16 protein-coding genes are annotated in these 21,038 nt (G+C 34.8%); 8 read left to right on the forward strand and 8 right to left on the reverse strand.

From position 1 onward, the window contains the following. Positions 1–22: 22 nt before the first annotated feature. From K0R77_RS06670 to K0R77_RS06685, 4 genes are all read right to left on the reverse strand, one after another. Positions 23–871, reverse strand: a complete 849-nt coding sequence (locus K0R77_RS06670; RefSeq protein ID WP_300350161.1) for an ABC transporter permease — start codon at positions 869–871, stop codon at positions 23–25. Between the two features lie 110 nt (positions 872–981). After that, positions 982–1,842, reverse strand: coding sequence for a glucose-1-phosphate thymidylyltransferase RfbA (rfbA, locus tag K0R77_RS06675; RefSeq protein ID WP_300350164.1), 861 nt, complete (start codon positions 1,840–1,842; stop codon positions 982–984). A 17-nt stretch (positions 1,843–1,859) separates the two neighbouring features. After that, positions 1,860–2,939: a dTDP-glucose 4,6-dehydratase gene (rfbB, locus tag K0R77_RS06680; RefSeq protein WP_300350167.1), complete on the reverse strand. Its 1,080-nt coding sequence runs from the start codon at positions 2,937–2,939 to the stop codon at positions 1,860–1,862. 55 nt (positions 2,940–2,994) lie between these two features. Continuing rightward, positions 2,995–4,308, reverse strand: a complete 1,314-nt coding sequence (locus tag K0R77_RS06685; RefSeq protein WP_300350170.1) for a UDP-glucose/GDP-mannose dehydrogenase family protein — start codon at positions 4,306–4,308, stop codon at positions 2,995–2,997. Between the two features lie 267 nt (positions 4,309–4,575). Between K0R77_RS06685 and rimP the strand changes: the two genes are divergently transcribed. The 3 genes from rimP to infB all read left to right on the forward strand — a co-directional run bounded on the left by rimP (position 4,576) and on the right by infB (position 9,359). Beyond that, on the forward strand, positions 4,576–5,043 hold the full coding sequence (gene rimP / locus K0R77_RS06690) for a ribosome assembly cofactor RimP (RefSeq protein WP_300350175.1): 468 nt from the start codon (positions 4,576–4,578) through the stop codon (positions 5,041–5,043). A 19-nt stretch (positions 5,044–5,062) separates the two neighbouring features. Further along, positions 5,063–6,298 carry a transcription termination factor NusA gene (gene nusA / locus K0R77_RS06695; RefSeq protein ID WP_300350178.1) on the forward strand — a complete coding sequence of 412 codons (1,236 nt, stop codon included), beginning with the start codon at positions 5,063–5,065 and terminating at the stop codon, positions 6,296–6,298. Positions 6,299–6,377: 79 nt separating this feature from the next. Then, positions 6,378–9,359 (forward strand): translation initiation factor IF-2, encoded by a 2,982-nt coding sequence (gene infB / locus K0R77_RS06700; RefSeq protein ID WP_300350180.1) that lies wholly within the window; start codon positions 6,378–6,380, stop codon positions 9,357–9,359. Between the two features lie 570 nt (positions 9,360–9,929). On the opposite strand, the gene K0R77_RS06705 is transcribed toward infB, so the two are convergent. Together K0R77_RS06705 and K0R77_RS06710 are read right to left on the reverse strand one after the other, a co-directional pair. Continuing rightward, positions 9,930–10,313 (reverse strand): DNA-binding protein, encoded by a 384-nt coding sequence (locus tag K0R77_RS06705; RefSeq protein ID WP_300350183.1) that lies wholly within the window; start codon positions 10,311–10,313, stop codon positions 9,930–9,932. A gap of 239 nt (positions 10,314–10,552) precedes the next feature. Beyond that, complete coding sequence (locus K0R77_RS06710; RefSeq protein WP_300350186.1) at positions 10,553–10,924, reverse strand: helix-turn-helix domain-containing protein; 372 nt, start codon at positions 10,922–10,924, stop codon at positions 10,553–10,555. 154 nt (positions 10,925–11,078) lie between these two features. Here K0R77_RS06710 and K0R77_RS06715 point away from each other — a divergent pair, with 154 nt between their 5' ends. From K0R77_RS06715 to K0R77_RS06730, 4 genes are all read left to right on the forward strand, one after another. After that, positions 11,079–12,392 (forward strand): hypothetical protein, encoded by a 1,314-nt coding sequence (locus K0R77_RS06715; protein ID WP_300350189.1) that lies wholly within the window; start codon positions 11,079–11,081, stop codon positions 12,390–12,392. 11 nt (positions 12,393–12,403) lie between these two features. Continuing rightward, the gene (locus tag K0R77_RS06720; protein WP_300350191.1) at positions 12,404–13,000 is read left to right on the forward strand and encodes a DUF6705 family protein; all 597 of its coding nucleotides are present in this window, start codon (positions 12,404–12,406) and stop codon (positions 12,998–13,000) included. Between the two features lie 106 nt (positions 13,001–13,106). Next, the gene (locus tag K0R77_RS06725; protein WP_300350194.1) at positions 13,107–14,006 is read left to right on the forward strand and encodes a hypothetical protein; all 900 of its coding nucleotides are present in this window, start codon (positions 13,107–13,109) and stop codon (positions 14,004–14,006) included. A 12-nt stretch (positions 14,007–14,018) separates the two neighbouring features. Further along, complete coding sequence (locus K0R77_RS06730; RefSeq protein ID WP_300350197.1) at positions 14,019–14,543, forward strand: DUF6705 family protein; 525 nt, start codon at positions 14,019–14,021, stop codon at positions 14,541–14,543. A 479-nt stretch (positions 14,544–15,022) separates the two neighbouring features. Here K0R77_RS06730 and K0R77_RS06735 read toward each other — a convergent pair whose 3' ends face one another. Both K0R77_RS06735 and K0R77_RS06740 read right to left on the reverse strand, forming a co-directional pair. Then, positions 15,023–16,939, reverse strand: coding sequence for a S8 family serine peptidase (locus K0R77_RS06735; RefSeq protein WP_300350200.1), 1,917 nt, complete (start codon positions 16,937–16,939; stop codon positions 15,023–15,025). Between the two features lie 226 nt (positions 16,940–17,165). Next, positions 17,166–17,843, reverse strand: a complete 678-nt coding sequence (locus tag K0R77_RS06740; RefSeq protein ID WP_300350203.1) for a hypothetical protein — start codon at positions 17,841–17,843, stop codon at positions 17,166–17,168. 319 nt (positions 17,844–18,162) lie between these two features. Here K0R77_RS06740 and K0R77_RS06745 point away from each other — a divergent pair, with 319 nt between their 5' ends. Continuing rightward, complete coding sequence (locus K0R77_RS06745) at positions 18,163–21,033, forward strand: SusC/RagA family TonB-linked outer membrane protein (RefSeq protein ID WP_300350206.1); 2,871 nt, start codon at positions 18,163–18,165, stop codon at positions 21,031–21,033. Positions 21,034–21,038: the final 5 nt, after the last annotated feature.

A 21,038-nucleotide genomic window follows, 5' to 3' on the forward strand; every position in this document is an offset into this window, starting at 1 on the left:
GATTATTATCCGTTTTATTAATTTAAACTGTATCCATGAAAGTTTTCTCAACTTTATTGAAGATAACTGTTCCTAAAGCAAGAATAAAAAATATAATAATGGTACTCAAGCCAAGCATAAGCACTGAAAATTCTCCTTTACCCAACCATCCGTATTTGAAACATTCAAAGATTCCGGTGAGCGGATTGTAGTAGGCAAGTTCTCTCCAAGGTCCTTTTAGCACTGAGATTGGATAAATTACAGGAGTTGCATACATATATAAACTTACTCCAAATCCTAAAAGCATACTGAGATCTTTGTATTTTGTCGTTAATGCTGAAAAGATCATTCCTGCACCTAAAGCAAAAGCAGCCATGAGAATAATTAAAAACGGAGTAGCCAACATCCAGATATTGGGTTGCACTTCACCTTTGAAAAGGAAATAACTCCAAAATCCTAAGAATAATAAAAATTGTACCCCAAATCTCATCAGGTTTGAAATAACAACTGAAATCGGAGTTACCAATCTTGGAAAATATACTTTTCCAAAAATGCCTGCGTTTCCAGAAAAAGTAGAAGAAGTTCCTGTAAGGCTGCTTGAAAAATAATTCCAGAGCATTACTCCGGCAAGATAAAATAATATTTTTGGGGCCCCGTCCGTAGGTAAGTTGGCAATATTGCCAAAAATTATAAGGTAAGCTAAAGTAGTGAAAATAGGATTGATAAAAAACCAGATCGGTCCTAAAACAGTCTGTTTGAAACTTGATACAAAATCTCTTTTTACAAACATATAAACGAGATCTTTATATCGCCATACTTCTTTGAGTTTCAGATCAAATAAAGAGTGGCTGTCTTCTATAATTTCTGTCCACTCTTGTTGTGGTTCATTCATTTGTGGGAAAATTTTTACAAATTTATAATAATTAATTGATTATCATCTTTTAATACTAATTGGGATTGTAAGAATAGTAATTAAAAGATTTCAATTTCTAATGGGTAAGTTTATAAAACCAATTTCTTCAAATACTCACCATACCCGCTTTTGCCATATTTTGCAGCAGTTTCAAGAAGCTTTTCTTTATTGATGAAACCGTTTCTGAAGGCGATTTCTTCAATGCAGCCTATTTTAAAGCCTTGTCTTTTTTCAATCACGCTTACAAATTCTGATGCATCCTGCAGAGAATCAAAAGTTCCTGTATCCAGCCATGCAGTTCCCCTGTCGAGAACGCCGACTTCCAGTTTTCCTTTACTTAAATAAACATTATTGACATCCGTAATTTCCAGTTCGCCTCTGGGAGAAGGTTGTATGTTTTTTGCAATTTCTACGACTTCATTGTCATAGAAATACAATCCCGGAACGGCATAATTTGATTTCGGATGAGTCGGTTTTTCTTCTATAGATTTTGCTTTAAAATTTTCATCAAATTCTACGACGCCATATCTTTCAGGATCTGCAACATGGTAAGCAAAAACTACACCTCCATTGGGGTTGGTTTTGTTTTTCAACAAAGTTCCCATTTCCGAACCGTAGAAAATATTATCTCCTAAAACAAGAGCTGCTGAATCATTACCAATAAATTGATCCCCCAAAATAAATGCCTGTGCAAGACCATCCGGACTTGGCTGTACCACATATTCGATATTGCAGCCGATTTGTGAGCCGTCACCTAAAAGTTTGATAAAACCTGCCTGATCATGAGGTGTGGTGATGATCAGAATATCTTTTATTCCCGCCAGCAAAAGTGTGGAAAGCGGATAATAGATCATTGGTTTGTCGTAAACCGGCATCAGCTGTTTACTGACAGCAATAGTCAATGGAAAAAGTCTTGTTCCTGAACCGCCTGCTAAAATAATTCCTTTCATTTGTTTGGTGTTTCGTATTAATTATACTGCCCGTCGTAATATTTCTGATAATCTCCGGAAGTTACGTTTTCCAGCCATTCTTTGTTGTCCAAAAACCAGTCAATGGTTTTCCCTAATCCCTGTTCGAAAGTGACAGAAGGTTTCCAGCCTAAATCTTTGTTTAGTTTATTGGCATCAATAGCGTAGCGTTTGTCGTGTCCGGGTCTGTCTTTTACATAGGTAATCAGCTTTTCAGAATGCCCTTCGGGATTCCCCAATTTTTCATCCATCTGCTTAATGAGTTCTTTGACCAGATCAATGTTTTGCCATTCGTTGAAACCTCCGATATTATACGTTTCTCCGGTTTTGGCTTCATTGAAAATCTGATGAATTGCTTTTGCGTGATCGATCACAAACAGCCAGTCTCTCGTATATTTTCCGTCACCGTAGATCGGCAGCGGCTTTTCATTAATGATATTCGAAATGCAAAGTGGAATCAGTTTCTCAGGAAAATGATTCGGTCCATAATTATTTGAACAGTTGGAAACGATAAAAGGCATTCCGTAGGTATTTCCATATGCTCTCACCAAATGATCGGAAGCAGCTTTTGAAGCAGAATACGGTGATTGCGGATCGTAAGCGGTTGTTTCAAGGAAAAATCCTGTTTCTCCTAAGCTTCCGTATACTTCATCGGTCGAAACATGATAAAAAAGATTCGTTCTTTTTTCATCTGGAAATCTTCCGTGGGTATGATCAGGGTTTAAAGCCCAGAATTCTTTACATAAATTAAGAAGATTTGCCGTTCCGTTGACGTTGGTGTTGATAAATGCCATTGGATCGGTGATGCTTCTGTCAACATGGCTTTCCGCAGCCAGATGAATCACTGCATCCGGATTGTATTTTTCAAAAACCCTTCTTAGCTCTTCTGGTTTTGTAATATCTGCTTTTTCGAAAACGTAATTAGGCTCGTTTTCGATATCTTTTAAATTCTCAAGATTCCCAGCATACGTCAATGCATCAAGATTGATGATCGTTGAGTCCGGATTGTTTTTCACGAATTCTCTTACAACGTGTGACCCGATGAAACCGGCGCCCCCGGTGATGATGATGTTTTTCATGTTGTATGATTGTTGCCGATCAGTCGGCATTTTAATATAAAATTTATGTTAAGGTTTATTTAACCACAGTTTTCCGTCCGATACTTTTGTAATAAAAACCATTCTGCTCAGGAGTTTCCAGCGGATACATATTTCTTCCGTCGAAGATAACCTTGTTATTCATTTTTTCAGCCATCAGTTTAAAGTTCGGATTTTTAAATTCAGACCATTCTGTGGCGATAAATAATGCGTCTGCATTTTCGAGTGCTTCGTACATCGTTTTGGCATACTGTATTTTATCACCGAGAATTTTCTGAACATTTTTTTCAGCTACGGTGTCATATGCAACAATTTTTGCTCCTTTTTCTAACAATAAACTGATATTGTCTAAAGATGAAGCTTCTCTGATGTCATCAGTGTTTGCTTTAAAAGCAAGTCCCCAAACAGCAATTGTTTTACCTTCAATATTTCCGCCGAAATATTTTTCGATCTCAGAAACAAGAATTACTTTCTGTGAAATATTCACACTTTCTGTGGCTTCCAATATCTGGAAATTAAAATCTTCTTGTTTCCCCGATTTGATTAATGCTTTTACGTCTTTTGGAAAACAGCTTCCGCCATATCCGATCCCCGGAAATAAAAACCGATGACCTATTCTGTCGTCACTCCCCATTCCAAGCCTCACTTTATCTACATCAGCGCCTACTTTTTCACAATAATTAGCAATTTCATTCATGAAGGTGATTTTCACTGCTAAAAATGAATTAGAAGCATATTTTGTAAGTTCAGATGATTTCTCATCCATAAAAATAATAGGAATTCCCGTATTGGTAAATGGCTGGTAAATTTGAGCCATGATCTCTTTTGCTTTATCAGAGCTTGATCCTACAACAACTCTCGCCGGATTCATAGAATCTTCTACTGCAAAACCTTCTCTCAAAAATTCGGGATTAGAAACTACATCAAATCCGATCTGGGTTTTTGAAGCAATGACTTCACTTACTCTGTCAGCGGTTCCTACAGGCACGGTACTTTTATTGACAATAACTTTATATTCTGTCATCATTTCACCAATATCATTGGCTACCTTTAAAACGTAAGAAAGATCTGCAGAGCCGTCTTCTCCGGGAGGAGTTGGTAATGCAAGATAAATAACTTCACTTTTATCTAAAGCTTTTTTCAGATCGGTGGTAAAAAATAATCTCTCTGCCTGTATGTTTCTGAGGAACATTTCTTCGAGATTCGGCTCATAAATCGGCACAATGCCATTTTTCATGTCCGCTACTTTTTTTTCATCTATATCAACACAGTATACAGAATTTCCAAGTTCTGCGAGAGTGGTTCCTGTAACCAATCCTACATAGCCTGTTCCAACTATTGTTATATTCAAAATGTATGTTTTTAAAAAATTCTTGACAAAAATACTAAAAATACTTTTCATGGTCTTTTTAAATAAGCAATAAGTTATTCAAAATCATAGTGAAGTCTTATTTGTCCTTAAATATTCATGATATTTTTTAAAACTTATTTAATTGATTATGAAGCGTATTTGGTTATTTTATAAAAATGTCTTATATTTGCATAAGATTTACGGAAAAATGAGAAGGCTTCGCAAGAAAGCCTTTTTTCGTACAGGTAGATCGTCATTAATAAATATATGGAGTTTAGAAAAAATATTGAAACATTATTAAGTACTTTCCTTGAGACAAGAGAGGATTTATTTCTTATTGATTTAAAGATTTCTGCGGCAGATGACGTTACTGTGATTTTAGACGGTGACAACGGCGTAACTCTGCAGGATTGTCTGGATGCAAGTCGCGCAATAGAGTTCAATGCAGATCGTGACGAGCATGATTTTAGCCTTCAGGTAATGTCTGCGGGATTGAGTGAGCCTTTGGCAACGCCGAGACAGTTTAATAAAAATATTGGAAGAGAAATCGAAGTAATGCTTCAGGATTCTTCAACAATAGAAGGTGAATTAGCTAAAGTAGACGAAGAGAAAATCACATTGATTCTTCGTTACCGAAAACCAAAAGATATCGGTAAAGGTAAAGTGGATGTGGAGGAGGAAAAAGAAATTTTGTACTCTGAGATCAAAAAAGCATTGGTAGTAGTTAAATTTTAATAAAAAGAAAAAAAGATAAATGGATAATATAGCGTTGATTGAATCCTTTGGTGATTTTAAAGACGAAAAGGGGATCAGTAAGATCGATCTGATGGCAATTATTGAAGATTCTCTGAAAACTCTTTTGAGAAAAAGATTTGATTCTGATGATCATTTTGATGTCATTGTAAACCCTGATAAAGGTGACTTTCAGATATTTTTAAACAAAACAATCGTTGAAGACGAAATGTCTGAAGATGATGATTTGGAAATAGAAATTACCGAAGCTAAAAAAATAGATCCTACTTTTGAGGTAGGTGAAGATTTTACCATGGAAATTCCTGTGGCTCAATTAGGAAGAAGAAATATTCTTACCTTGAAGCAGATCTTGGCTACGAAATTGCAGGAGCATAATAATGCAATGCTTTATGAGCAGTTCAAAGACAGAATCGGGGAAATCGTTACAGGAGAAATCCACCACATCCGTCACAAACACGTGATTTTGCTGGATGATGAAGATAACGAATTTATTTTGCCAAAAGAAAATCAGATTTCTTCAGACTTCTTTAAAAAGGGCGAAAACATCAGAGCAATCGTAGAAAGTGTAGATTTCAAAGGTTCAAAACCTCAGATCATTATTTCTCGTACAGCTCCGAAATTCCTTGAAAAATTATTAGAACTGGAGATTCCTGAAATTCAGGACGGAACCATCATTCTTAAAAAAGCAGTGAGAATTCCCGGTGAAAAGGCAAAAATCGCTGTTGATGCTTACGACGACAGAATAGATCCAGTAGGAGCTTGTGTCGGTGTGAAAGGATCAAGAATCCATGGTGTGGTAAGAGAGTTGAGAAACGAAAATATAGATGTAATTCAGTGGTCAAAAAACCCTGAAATACTGGTGAAGAGAGCTTTAGGAAATGTTACTATCAATAAAATTGAAATCAATGAGGAAACCAACTATGCAATGGTTTATACTCCTGTTGAAGAGATTTCTAAAGTAATCGGTAAACAAGGTCAAAATATCAGACTCGCTTCTTGGTTGACAGGGTATGAAATTGACGTGTACAGAGAATCTAGTGAAGACGATGATGTTGATTTGAGAGAATTCAACGATGATATCGAACAGTGGATTTTGGATGAATTTAAGAAAGTAGGTCTTACTACTGCAAAATCTGTTTTGGATAAAGAAACAGAAAGTCTTTTGAATATGGTTGATTTGGAAGAAGAAACTATCGAAGATGTAAAACGCGTCTTAAGAGAAGAATTTGAAGATTAAAATTTCGGAATAAATTTTAATAAGCAGTAAAAAAGAATACTTTAATTTTAAGAATTAAAAAAAACAGTAAATAATATAGATGCCAAAAATAAGATTAAATAAAGCGGTTAAGGAATTCAACATATCGATGTCCAGACTAGTGGAGTTTTTACAGTCTAAAGATATTGTGGTTGAAAACAATCCTAACGCTCAATTAGAAGAAGCGGCATATTCTGCATTGGAAGCTGAGTTTGCCAAAGACGGCGAGCAACGTAAAGCTTCCCATGAGGTGGTTATTTCTAAAGTTCCGGAAGAAAAACTGGAGATTGAAGAAAAGAAAACACCTGAAGTAATAAGAGCTAAAGCTAATAAACCAGAAACCAGAATTTTAGGTAAAATTGATTTGGAACCTAAAAAACCTGAAGCTGTGGAAGAAACTCCTGCTCCGGCACCTGCTGCTCCTGTTGAGGAGAAAAAAGAGGTCGTGGAAGAAGTGGCTAAAGAAGAACCGAAAGTGGTTTCTGAAACTAAACCAACACCGGAAAAGCAGGAGTTTAAAGTGTTGGATAAAATCGATTTGTCTCAGATTGAGGGAAATAGAAACAGACCTGCAAGAAAAGATAAGCCTAAAGTTGAGGAGGTAAAAGCTGAGGTAAAACCGGTGGAGCCCGTAAAAGAAACACCAAAACCGGTTGAAAAACCAATTGAGAAAGTGGAAGAAAAAAAACCGGCACCTGTAGCAGAAGAACCTCAGGAATCTCAGAAAATTGAAACTGTTTATCAGAAGCTTGACGGACCAAAGATCGTTGGTGAGAAAATTGACTTAACTCAGTTTGCGCCCAAATCAAATTCCGGAGCTAAAAAGAAAAGAAAAAGAATTGAAAAGCCAGGTGGTCCTAACCAGAATACCGGGAATAACCAACAAGGAAATAATCAAGGCGGACAAAACCGTCCTCAAGGTCAGAATGGTCCGGGTGGAAACCGTCCTCCGGGACAAGGTGGTCCTCAAGGGAACAGACCTCCGGGACAAGGTGGTCAAAACCGTCCGGGTGGCCCAGGTGGAAACCGTCCTCCAGGACAAGGTGGTCCTCAAGGAAACCGTCCTCCGGGACAAGGTGGCGGAAACCGTTTTGGAAATAACAACAGACCTGGTCAAAGAACGATGCCTGTCGAATTAACAGACGAGCAAGTTAAAAACCAGATCAAGGAAACTCTTGAAAAACTTACCAATAAAGGAGGTAAATCTAAATCTGCTAAACACAGAAAAGATAAAAGAAGTTACCGTAGAGAGCAAGATGAGCGTCAGCAGGAAGCAGATGCAAGAGATACTTCACTAAAAGTTACAGAATTTATCACGGTCGGAGAATTGGCAAGTTTGATGGATGTAAGTGCAACTGAAGTAATTTCTGCTTGTTTCTCTCTTGGTGTGATGGTAACCATGAACCAAAGATTAGAAGCTGACACCTTATTATTAGTAGCTGACGAATTCGGATTTAAAATTGAATTCTCAGATGCTGATCTTGAAGAAACAGATTCTGAAGAAGATATCGATACAGAAGAAAGTCTTGTTTCAAGAGCTCCGATTGTAACGGTGATGGGACACGTTGACCACGGTAAAACTTCATTATTGGATTACATCAGAAAAACCAACGTTATCGCAGGTGAATCTGGTGGAATTACTCAGCATATCGGTGCATACAACGTGAAACTGGAAAACGGTCAGAGAATTACATTCTTAGATACACCGGGTCACGAAGCCTTTACCGCAATGAGAGCGAGAGGTGCACAGGTTACCGATATTGCAATTATCGTAATCGCTGCCGATGATGATGTGATGCCTCAGACAAAAGAAGCAATTTCTCACGCACAGGCTGCAGGTGTACCGATGATTATTGCAATCAACAAAGTAGATAAGCCAAATGCAAACCCGGATAACATCCGTCAGCAACTTTCAGGAATGAATATTCTTGTTGAGGAATGGGGTGGAAACGTTCAGGCGCAGGAAATTTCTGCTAAAATGGGTAACAATATGGATGTCCTTTTAGAGAAAGTATTGCTTCAGGCAGAAATGCTTGAACTGAAAGCAAATCCTAACCGTGCTGCACAGGGAGTTGTGATTGAAGCATCCTTAGATAAAGGTAGAGGATATGTAGCAACGATGTTGGTACAAACCGGAACTTTAAAAGTTGGAGATTATGTAGTAGCAGGTAAAAACCACGGTAAAGTAAAAGCTTTGCTTGACGAAAGGGGTAAAAACCTTGAAGAAGCAGGTCCTTCTATTCCGGCAACGATCTTAGGTCTTGACGGAGCACCAACAGCTGGGGATAAATTCAGAGTTTATGCTGACGAAAGTGAAGGTAAAGCGATCGCTAACAAAAGAGAGCAGTTACAAAGAGAACTTTCAATCAGAACCAAGAAACATACGACCCTTGAAGAATTGGGTAGACGTATCGCCTTAGGGGAATTCAAGGAATTGAATATTATCTTGAAGGGTGACGTGGATGGTTCAGTAGAAGCACTTTCTGATCAGTTACAGAGATTATCTACAGAAGAGATCAGTGTCAACATTCTTCACTCAGGTGTAGGACAGATCACTGAGTCTGATATCAACTTAGCGGCAGCGTCAGATGCCATTATCATTGGATTCAACGTAAGAGCTGGTGCCAATGCAAAAGAGCTTGCAGACCGTGAAGAAATTGAAATCAGAACATATTCTGTCATCTATAAAGCAATCGATGAGGTAAAAGAAGCGATGGAGGGAATGCTTTCTCCGGAAATTCAGGAGCAGGTAATCGGTAATGTTGAGATCCGTGAAGTCTTCAAGATTTCTAAAGTCGGAACTATTGCAGGTTGTATGGTTCTTACCGGAAAAGTAACAAGACAGTCGAAAGTAAGATTACTAAGAGACGGTATTGTGAAATTCGATGGTGAGCTGGAAAGTTTAAAACGTTTCAAAGACGATGTAAGAGAAGTTACAAAAGGCTACGAATGCGGATTAAACCTGAAAGGTTACAACGACATCGAGCAGTACGACATTCTTGAAGTATATGAAGAAGTTGCTGTGAAGAAGAAATTGAAATAATATTCAGTTATAGATATTAAAACTGCCCGTATCATTTGATACGGGCAGTTTTTGTTTTAAGTTTAAACTGAAATTAAAAATCAGTTTATCATTATAATTTAGTTTATCATTGACTACGTCGAATCTTTGATTTCCGTAGGAATCTTAAAAATATTTTCAGAGTGTAGTTTAGATTCCTACGGAAAGACAAACTTCGCATTTAGAATGAATAATTGAATTAAAGAAAACAGCAAGAAAATAAAAAAAATATTCTTCTAATAAAAAGATAAAGCTTAAAAGCATCTTTGTCATTGACTACGTCGAATCTTTGATTTCCGTAGGAATCTTAACAAAGCTTTTTCAGAATTTAGTTTAGATTCCTGCGGAATGACAAACACTGTATTTATGATGATTATTAAATTGCATAAATACCAAAATAAAAAAATATTCTTCTAAAAAGATAGTTTTTAAAAGCATCTTTGTCATTCCGTAGGAATCTCAACAGTGCTTTTTCTGAGTATAATCTAGATTCCTCCGGAAATCAAAGATTCGACGTAGTCAATGACAAACTTTACGCTTAATGTTTTTATTTTAAGCTTTCTTTTTAAACTCAGCAAGTTTCAGCGCATCTTTAATCATTTTTCCCGGGCGGAAAATAGTTTTTACGCTTTTAATGCTTGAGGCGTTTACTTCTTCCGGAGTATCTTTTCCCTCGCTGGAGCCACCTGCCTGCAAGGTAAAATATTCTCCCACGTAGACGATCTTCCCATCTGCTACATCATCTGCTATTTTAGAGAATGTACTCTCCAATACGGCAAGAATGTCGGCTTTAGAAACCGTAGAAACTGAGGCGGCGTGTTTAGCAAGATCTGAAAGAGTGGTTTTACCATCGCCTACAATATCTGCGTAGTATTTTGGCGGGTCGTTGGGCTGTTGAAGATTTTTTCTTGAAATAACATTAAAGGTAATCGGCATTTTTTTTCATTTTTTAAGTTAAACGTGTTTTTATTTTGTTAAACTAAATTATAAAAAAAATTAACATCAACAGATATTCCGGAGAAAAATTTTAGGCAATTATTGTGATTATGAAAACTCATGCGCATGAGTTGATCAATTGATGCGCATGACTTAAACGATTCATGCGCATGAGTTTTGAAGTTCATGCGCATGAATTTTTTTAAAGAGTTTTAAAGGTACAGAAAATGACTGTCGATTTATTTCTTAAGAAGGCTTTCTATAAGCTTGTTCTGGGTTTCTACCAGACTGGTAATATCCTGCTGATTTTTGATGATGCTTTCTATCAATTCTTCGGATATTGTATTATTAATTGTTACAGTATTATTATTATGGATATTTCCAACAGCTCTATCGGTATTGTTTTGTACAATTGGTGTTTCATCCAATAAATCATACACATCTGTTTCATAGAAATCTGCAATTCTCATCAGGTTCTCCATGGCAGGTTTTGCCTTGTCGCTTTCCCATTTGTTGTAAGCGTTCTGTGAGATGTGCAGTTTTTCTGCGATCTGCACTTGGGTGAGGTTTCGCCCTGTTCTTAGTTTATTGAGTTTGGTTCCCAAAGTCATACCGTATAATTTTATGCTAAAGTAAAGAAAAAAATAAAAAAACAACTAAGGTTCAGGTATTTTACAACCAAAGTTGTAGAAGAATTATTTTTACATTCATGATATTTGCTGCGGAATTATTTATATATTTAACCTATTAAAACACACAATGATTATGAAAAAAAATCTATTGTTCAGGCTCTGCCTGATGATGATAGCTCTGCTATCTCTTTATTCCTGTATTCACGATGAAATCTATTCTTCATCTGACCCTTCCTCTACAGAATACACCAACAAAAGCCTCTGGAAACAGGATAAAAAGTACATTAAAAATGTCATGAAAGTCTATGCCGAAAACGAAGCGGAGATCAAAAAAGTAAATGGAATCCCTTACTGGAACTATGCTACAACCGTAGACAGCTTTGATGAAAGCTTTGTAGCTGTACCTGTTGTAAATGAAGGGAAAGTAATATCTGTAATGAAAGTACCAAGACATGGCAAAAATATCTACTTTTACTATACCCATGACGAAAGCGATCTTAAGTTTTTTCAGGGATTGGTTTTTGCCAAATACAAAAAAGCAGGAATGGCGGACGGATCAATAGCACAAACCGATGGAATAGCCTGTACCAGAAAATGGATGTCTATCTGGCTTCCTGATAGCGAGAGTAATCCTGATCCTGATTCTGGAGCAGGGCATTGGTCTACAGTGTCTATCATCAAATGTGAAGCAACAAAAGATGAGTGTATAGGTATTGCCCTGCCTAACGGAGATTGTGATCTGAGCGGTGGTAACGAAGGTGGCTACGAATATCCAGGCGGTGGAGGTGAAGGAACTGAGCCGGAGGAAGAGGAAGATCCTTGTGATAAACTTAAGGCACAAAATATAAATACAGATTATCAGAACAAAGTTACTGATCTTAATAAAACTTCTGTTTTTAATAAAGATCATGAAACTGGTTATTCTGAAAACAAAAATGGTAATTTTACAGAACTTACTACTTCCGATTCAGATGCTTTAAATATTACGGTTGATGCAAATACAAGAGGTTACATACATGCTCATCTTAATGATAAGGCTTCCGGGAGATATGACGATCAGGGAATACAATTACATCGTCAACCCATACGGATGTTTTCACCTGCGGATGTGAATACTCTGATGTTGATAGCGGGTTTTAGATCAGAAGGAGACTATGAAGACATTTATGGAACTATGATATCAAGTTATGGCATTTACACAATAAAATTTACAGGAACTTCAGCTGATATTCAAACAGGGTTTAATACTGAAGAATGGAGTAAAGATTATCAAAAATATAGAATAGAAAATAAGTATTTGAGTCTTGAAAAATTATTTCTTACTTTTTTAAAAGATAAAATGAATATACAGGGGGTTGAATTGTATAAAATAAAAAGCAATGGTACGATTCAGAAAAAAACACTTAGCACAAACAACCAAATAGAAACAACTGACTGCCCCGATTAAAATACAACAATATGAAAAATATCATTTTAGTAGCAACATTATTTTTATCTGTATTATCATGTAAAGCACAGGTAATTGGAACTCTTGAACAATTTGAAGAATGCTCAAATCGTCCTAATCATGATGAAGGCTGTCCTGATTTAGAGAATATTACTTATGTAAAAGACACCAATAATAGGCTTAATCAATTTGTAGGGATATGGAAAGGTACTTATGGAGGAAAACAATATGAGATAAAATTAGAAAAGAAAATTAATTCAAAATATTTCATAACAAGTAAAATATCTTGGGACAGAATTATAGGAAGGATGATTATAAAAAATGATTTGGGAATTATTATTTATAATTCTACGAATGAACCAGATAATAATATATCTTTTTTTGGCAACAATTTTCAACACAGAGCCTATGAGATGCATTTTGTAGGTAATTGGGATTGCGCAGAATCAGGGCAGGTATTTATTGAGACACGACTTAATAATTCTAATGAGATGACATTATTCTATGCTCGAGATCTGGATGTTAAATTAGATCCCGCTAAATGCCCAAATTACAGCTCTTTTGTACAATTGCTTCCTAATAACAAAATGACTCTTGTAAAACAGTAATAAAACCTCCAATTGGAGGTTTTTTGTCATTATCTAATATACAAATAAAGAAAGCGATCTTGCCTTCTTTCAGGGATTGGTTTTTGCCAGACACAAAAAAGCAGGAATGGCGGATGGTTCTACGGCACAAACCGATGGAATAGCCTGTACCAGAAAATGGATGTCTATCTGGCTTCCTGATAGTGAGAGTAATCCTGATCCTGATTCTGGAGCAGGACATTGGTCTACAGTATCTATCATCAAATGTGAAGCAACAAAAGACGAGTGTATAGGTATTGCCCTGCCTAACGGAGATTGTGATCTGAGTGGTGGTAACGAAGGTGGCTACGAATATCCAGGTGGTGGAGGTGAAGGAACTGAGCCGGAGCAAAAAACGCCTTGTCAGAAAATACAGGAAATAGGAAAGCATACAAAAACCAAATCTTTATTTGAAAATTTAAAGACAAAAACTAATTCTACAAAAGAGTTCGGAGAAATTCTTATAGAATCTAATGGACAGATCAATAACATTCCTAAAGAAGGGGAATCTGGTGCAGGAGGTATTGATATTTCTTATTCCGGAGGACAGATTGATGGCTTCATCCATTCTCATTATGCGGGGTTATTATCTGTTTTTTCACCTGCAGATATTGCATCACTTTCCGCAATATATGCAAGCGGAAGCATCAGAGATATGAATACTTTTGTGATGGGTATAGTAACAGCATCTAATATCCAATATATGATGGTAATAGATGACTCTGCAAGTTTTGCTACTTTTTCGCAACAGTTTTTATTGTCTAATGGTAATATAGATCAAGATAAGACTGATCTTTTTGGATTGCTTGAATTTGGCAAATATAATATACGTACAAATGGATTGTCTGCAACTAATGAATTAGGCTTTGTAAAACTTCTTTCAGAGACAAATTCAGGATTGAAGATATTGAAAGGATCTAATAATTCTAATGATTGGTCTGAGCTAAAAATAACTAATGGACAAGTTGTTCCCAAACCATGTAATTAAAAAAAATATAATATGAAAAATATCATCTATTTACTAAGCATTATCTGTTGTATAGGTTTCAACAATTGTTCTGCACAAAATACACCTTACCATAGGGTAGATCCTTATATTGATAAATTTGTAGGAACTTGGAAATGGGGAAATACGACAAATGGTCTCACTCTAGTTATGAAAAAAGAGAGTAATATTAATATAATTGATAGCAATACTGATACATTTGACATTCTTATAGGGTTTCACAAAATTTATAAAAACGGATTAATAACTGAAGACACTACAATATATAGCAACACAAATTTTAGTGATAAAAAGAGATCTATTAAAGCAATAAGCGATGAATCTAATACTAATGATATAATAGTGTTTATGCCGCATAAAAACAAGGGAATAAGATTAAAAATAACCTATATTGACAATACACACATTAAAATAATTGAAGTGAAAAATCAAGAAGGAGCAAGATTTATTAAACCAGGTCAGAGCCCTACAGATTGGTCAATAGATATACCTAATAATATTATTTTGACAAAACAATAATAGAAAAACCTCCAATTGGAGGTTTTTTGTCATGAAAACATTTATCAAAACAGCAACCGAAGGAAATCAGGTAGGTTTACAGGCAAGTAATCCCAATCGAGGTGCGCACACCCATACAGTTGATCTTTATAATTGTTTTTCTGCTTGAGATATCTACTTTTTGCAGAGAGCAAACACTATCTCTGCAGATACAAGATTTAAGTTTGCGAATAAAGAACAAAGCTTTCATAATATTATAACCCTATAGGTAGAATGGGAAACCCCTATACTGAGTGTTAATCAGAAATAATATTCACAAAATGAAGAAACCCACCAATCGGTGGGTTTTAATTTATATAAGCAAATAAGTTTTTAATATCATCTTAATAAATCTGATTGCTCATTCTTGAATGAAGGGAAGGGGTCAAGTCTAAATGAAAGACAATAAAAAAGGTGTTTCTCAGTATGAGAAACACCTTTTTTGTAAATTTTTTTAAAAATTATTCCTTTATGAATTTAAAGCTTTTATTTTCTCCTTTTTTATTGATAAAGTTAGCGATGTAATTTCCTTTCGTCAATTGACTGATGTTGATTCTATTATTAATCAATTTTGAAGTTAATACTAATTTCCCAGAGACATCATAGATGTTAATAAGTAAATCTTTATCTTTCTCATTGATCTGAATGTAGTTTTTAGCTGGGTTTGGATAAAAATCAACTTTACTATCATTTGCTCTAATTGTTTCATTAGTTGAAAGAGTTGAAAGGTTATCAGATGTAGCAATTAAACTAAAGTTTTGGCTTCCACCTGATAAAGTGCCTTTATGCGTAACGGTAATAGTGTAAGTTCCTGAAGGATTATTAATGTCTACTCTCTCAAAATTATCTACATTATTCGTACCTGCATTTGTAGCTGCACTATATGGAGCCAGCATTCCTTCGAGTTTCCATGGATAGTAGTCAACACCATTTTTAGATACTTTTATATCAAGATCATTGACTAAATATTTGGTTGATGGATCGGTAGTTCCAGAGTTAGCTGTAGAAGCCTGAGGATCTGTCCAGGAAATTGAGATTTTCAATGGATTTGTACCACTAGCTGTGATTGTTTTTGTATAGGTAGTATTGTTAGCTAATGTTAATTCATCAATAATACTTTTGTTTGAAGTAGTTGAATTTTTATTTTTAATTGTTATTGCAGCTCTTTCAGCATTGACTAATCCCCATCCATATTCATAATCCGGTCCCGCATAAAACCCTGCTTCATCGGCTGTATGTAAAATAAGCCCTTTAGCAGTAGCCGCTTTCATGTAATTTGAATACAATTGATTGTAATATTGCTGAACTAATAAAACTACTCCTGTGATTCCAGGTGATGCCATAGATGTTCCAGACATAAATCCTGTTGAAGTATTTGTTGTAGGTAGTGTAGATCTTACATTTACTCCTTTCATGGAAATATCTGGTTTTATTCTTCCATCATCAGAAGGTCCCCAACTACTGAATGACGACATTACAACACTAGAAGGACCTGTATATTCATCTACTTGCTCAACAGCGGCAACTGTCATTACATTTTTTGCATTACCATGCCCGAATATCATGTCGTAACCAAATTTATTAGCTATTTGTGTTGATCCTGGAGCTGTAGTCTCATTTCTACTATTGCCTGCAGAAAAAACAGGTAAATAAAATGGGTTATTATAGCATATTTCATCAATCTGTTTGGCGCGGCTGTCATATGCTCCATAGAACCAAACGCTACTCAAAACACCAAAACCATAGGAATGATTTGAAACTAAAAGACCATTAGATGCCTCACCTAACATTTCTACTAAATCACTATCCCAGTCATAAGAAATACCAGATGCATTAAATGCTATACCTTTTACAGATGGCAAAACACCTTTTGCTATAATGGTGCCCATAACATGAGTTGCATGAGCGGCAGAAGTATTACCATCAACATTAGTTACTTTACTAACAGAGCCATTGACAAATTCTTGATGAGTAGTCCGTATATTACCTCCGTCCCAAACTCCTGCAAGCATGTTTTGTCCCTGTATATTTAATCCTAAAGAACCACCATTGTATAATTTATTTGCTCTTGCGGTAATGCCTGCTCCTTCGTTATCAGTTTTAGCATAAACCATATCTCCGTTAGGTAATACATCTATTAATTCTTGTATGCCAAATTCACCAATGGTCAAACGTTTAACGTAATTTGGATTTGAATTTAAGAAAATGGTTAATCGCTGTTTTCTGCTAATTTCATTATTATTAAGTGTGTTTAATAATTTTTGGTTAGCTAATTTATCGGAAAATGTTGATATTTTCAGTCGCTCTTCTTTGGTTTGAGAAAAAGATTTAGCCGAAAATAAACAAAGCACAACTGATAAAAATATAGTTTTTTTCATTTTTAAAAAATTTTAGCAAATATACGTAAAATCGATACTAAATAAATAATAAATGATATTCTACTAAAGAATTTTGTTTTTTTAAGGTTATATGGTATTTTTAATTGAAAAATTTATTTAGCCTAATTATTAATTTTCAATAAAAAAACACTAAAATTTAAAATAAACCTTAGTGTTTTTTTATTGAAAATTAATAAAAATTACTGTTATAATTGTTTTATAATATTTATAGAGTATTTAAATAATTAACAAATTTAATTAAATCTTCTTCTTTGTTAAACTTTATCTTATTTGACTTGAAAAATGTATTTAATTCATCACTTTTACCATTTATTGATTGTAGTGCGTCTTTTTCATTTTTAAGACCTTTTAGAAAAGTGCCATCAGCGGTTTTAATATAATACACGGGTGTATTTGTCCTAAAAATAGCTGGTTTTTCTGAGGCATAAGAATTAGCAGCTGGAACTACATCTTTAAATTCTGTTTTAATTTTTTTATATAGTGTGTTTTTTCCACCTATTAATTCAAAAAAATATCCACTCATAGAATCATTTGTATCAATCAATACTAATGTGGTTTTAGGTTTTAAAATTTCAATCTTTGAGAAAATCACATCTTTAGGAAGTACTTGTATTTTACCATCTTTCTGGAATTCTATTTCATCCTTATAAGTGTTGTATCGTATTGGTACGTTTTCGTAATTATCAGCAACCTTAGCTTGATGAAAATTAGTATCAAAATATGGAGAGCCTTTTATTTCTTCGTATTTTAAGGATTTTCCTGATTCTGACTTTACACCTCCAAAAACAGAAGTGTCACCAAGAACTTGATTTACTGAAAGTGTTTGTTGAGCCTGTATTTCAACTGCTAAAATGATAAGTATAATTGCAATTATTTTTTTCATATTTAATTTTTAGCATATTTACAAATTTTATTCAAGTGAAACAATGTATTTGAAATAAATTTTACAAATCAAACGGTATAATTTATAAATATTCTAAATAATAAATTATTGGTTGATAATTAAATGTTAAAATTTATATGAATGTATAAGTATTTGAAATTTAATGATCTTTTTTAGTTTACTGTTATGAAATTACACATAAATGAATCGAAGAAATGAAAAGATTTCAAAAAAAAAGGGGTAAGATTACTAAAAAAACTTGCAAGTGTTAATATTTATTAACATATTTGCTCATTAAAAATATTAAAATTTTGTTAATATGAATGTTAAACTACGTGTATTAAGTGCTGGAGCATTGTTCTTCTTAGGGCAGGTTGCTTTCGCACAGACAACAAAGAATGATTCAGTTCCAAAGGAAACGAAAATCGAAGAGGTTGTTGTTTTGGGGTATAGTAAAACGTCCACGAAAGCGAAATCATCTGCTTCTTCTGTGACAATTGGTTCTGAAACTTTAGAAAACAGACCGAATATATCTGTGCTGAACTCTATTCAAGGTACTGCACCAGGTATTGTTGTAAATTCAGCTTCTGGTTCACCAGGTTCTGGGAAATTCAATATCCTAATTAGAGGTCTAAGCTCATTAAACGGGTCTACAGATCCTTTATTTGTTGTAGATGGTATCATTACTTCTTCTACGCAGTTCAGAAACCTAAACTCTTATGATATTGATACTTTCAGTATACTTAAAGATGCTCAAGCAACAGCTATATATGGGAACAGAGGAGCAAATGGTGTTGTGGTGATCACAACAAAAGGAGGTAAATTTAATTCTGGTTTAAGAGTTTCCTATGATGGATTAACATCATTCTCAACGATGCCAAAGCCAGATTACAATATGTCTAATGCTAAACAATTACTACAAATCCAGAAGAATTATGGAGGCGGTGGTTTTGCTGTTGAAAATAATTTATCTCAAAGTGATATAGATAATTGGGGTATTGATACTGATTGGAATAAAGAATTTACAAGAGTTGGTATTTCTCAACAACACAACATCTCAATCAGTGCTGGTGGGGAAAACCTAAACAACTTTGTCTCTTTAGGTTATTTAGATAGTGAAGGTATTGTTAAACAAACGGATTTTAAAAGATTCACTTTAAGAAATAATCTTAGTGGTAAATCTAAAGACAATAAGTTAACTTTTGGCGCAATCATTGGCTTAGGGTATTCAAAGAGAAATCAGTTAGACGATGAAACAAATACTGCTATTAATGCAAATGTAATTCAAAACCCATTATTTGGAGGAGTATTATCTCCATCATTTTTGGCACCGTCACCATATGCTAATGGAAGAGAACTTTTTAATGCTATTGGAACAAACTCTGTAGTTGCCAGACCGTACGTTCTATATGATAATATTATGGGGGGGGTGAAAAACCAATTTACGGAAACCAGTATTAATGCTAACGGTAATATTAATTACAAAGTTACAGACTGGTTAAGTGTTGGAAACAGAACCGGAATTGAATACAAAGATTACGGAAGAATTTTTGCAAGAGGTGCTAATGGGTATTTGTCTTTAGCTGTAGCTGCTGGTCAAGCTGCAGAATTTGGAGGATCTGAAACATTTACTAATCAGAAAGATCTTACTTTCAACTCAATTACAAATATTAGTTTCAACAAGACTTTTGGAGAAGATCATACCATTTCTGCATCAGCTTTTATGGATTATATTAAAGTACATTTTAATCAAACTTCACAAACTCAAAATGGTCTAAATCCTTTGAACTGGGCTTTTGGTGCAGGGACTGGTTATGTGCCGTTTAACCCGGCAACTCCTAACTTGTATAGACCTACAGCTTCAGCATTGAAAGTTACTGCTGGAACATTGGCATATTTTGGGACATTAGACTATGATTACAAAGATAAATATGGAATTAGCGGGGTTATAAGAAGAGATGGTTCTTATAGATTCGCTCCTGCAAACAGATGGGAGACTTTCTGGTCAGTGGGTGCGAGATGGAATATTGATAAAGAAAATTTCATGGAAGGTTCTGGATTTGATCTTTTAAAATTAAGAGGGTCAATTGGTACAACAGGAAATCAAAATCTTTCTACACCTGCAAACAACACTAATCCACTTATTCTTAGTCCAAACAACTTCTTGGATCTTTACACAAGTAATTCAGGATACCAAAACTTACCTGGATTTGGTATATCTAATTTAGCAAATACTGCATTACAATGGGAACAAGTAACACAATCTGATATCGGGTTAGATTTTAAATATAAAGGTATTGTTGAAGGTTCTTTTGATTACTACGAAAAGAAAACTGAGAGATTATATGGTCCAATAAGTGTTTCCCCAATAACTGGTGTTACATCTATTACAGGTAATACTGGTAGAATGGATAATAAAGGTGTGGAAGGTCTAATAAGATTTAATGTAATCAGAAAAGAAGATACGAGATTATCAGTTTTCGTAAATAGTGCTTACAATAAAAACAGAATTGTATCTTTAGTAACTGAGGATATTGTTAATGGTGATAATAATGATGGAATTGGAGGACCTGCTAGTCAATTTTATTTATATCCTTATATAGGAGTTGATCCAACAGATGGTGAGCAGCTATTTTTAGATATTAACGGAAATACAACTAAGACTCCAGTAGCAACTGATAGAAGAGCGACAGGTAAATCTCCTTATGCAAAATTTACAGGAGGTTTTGGATTCAACTTTGAACATAAAGGTTTGTTCTTTGATACATTATTCTCATTCCAGCAAGGAGGTTATATCTATGACAATTTATATTCTTGGGTAATGGATCCTTTCTATGCTGCGAATAATATTAATGTTTCTGCAGATTTATTGAATGCTTGGACTCCTACCAACACAGGATCAAACATTCCTTCACTTACAGCTAACAATGCTGGTTTAGAAGGTCAATCTGATAGATTCTTATATAAGTCGGATTTCATCAGATTGAAAAATGTATCTCTTGGATATAATTTTTCTAAAAGCAGATTAGGTAATTTGCCAGTAAGATCAATTAAAGTGTTTATTCAAGCTGAAAACTTATTGACTTGGTCTGATTGGAAAGGTTTTGACCCTGAGCCAGTAACTACTTATTCATTGAATGTATATCCTAATCCTAGAACAGTTTCTGTAGGGATGAATGTAGATTTCTAAAATTT

The organism is Chryseobacterium sp. (genome assembly GCF_029240215.1).
Lineage (GTDB): Bacteria > Bacteroidota > Bacteroidia > Flavobacteriales > Weeksellaceae > Chryseobacterium.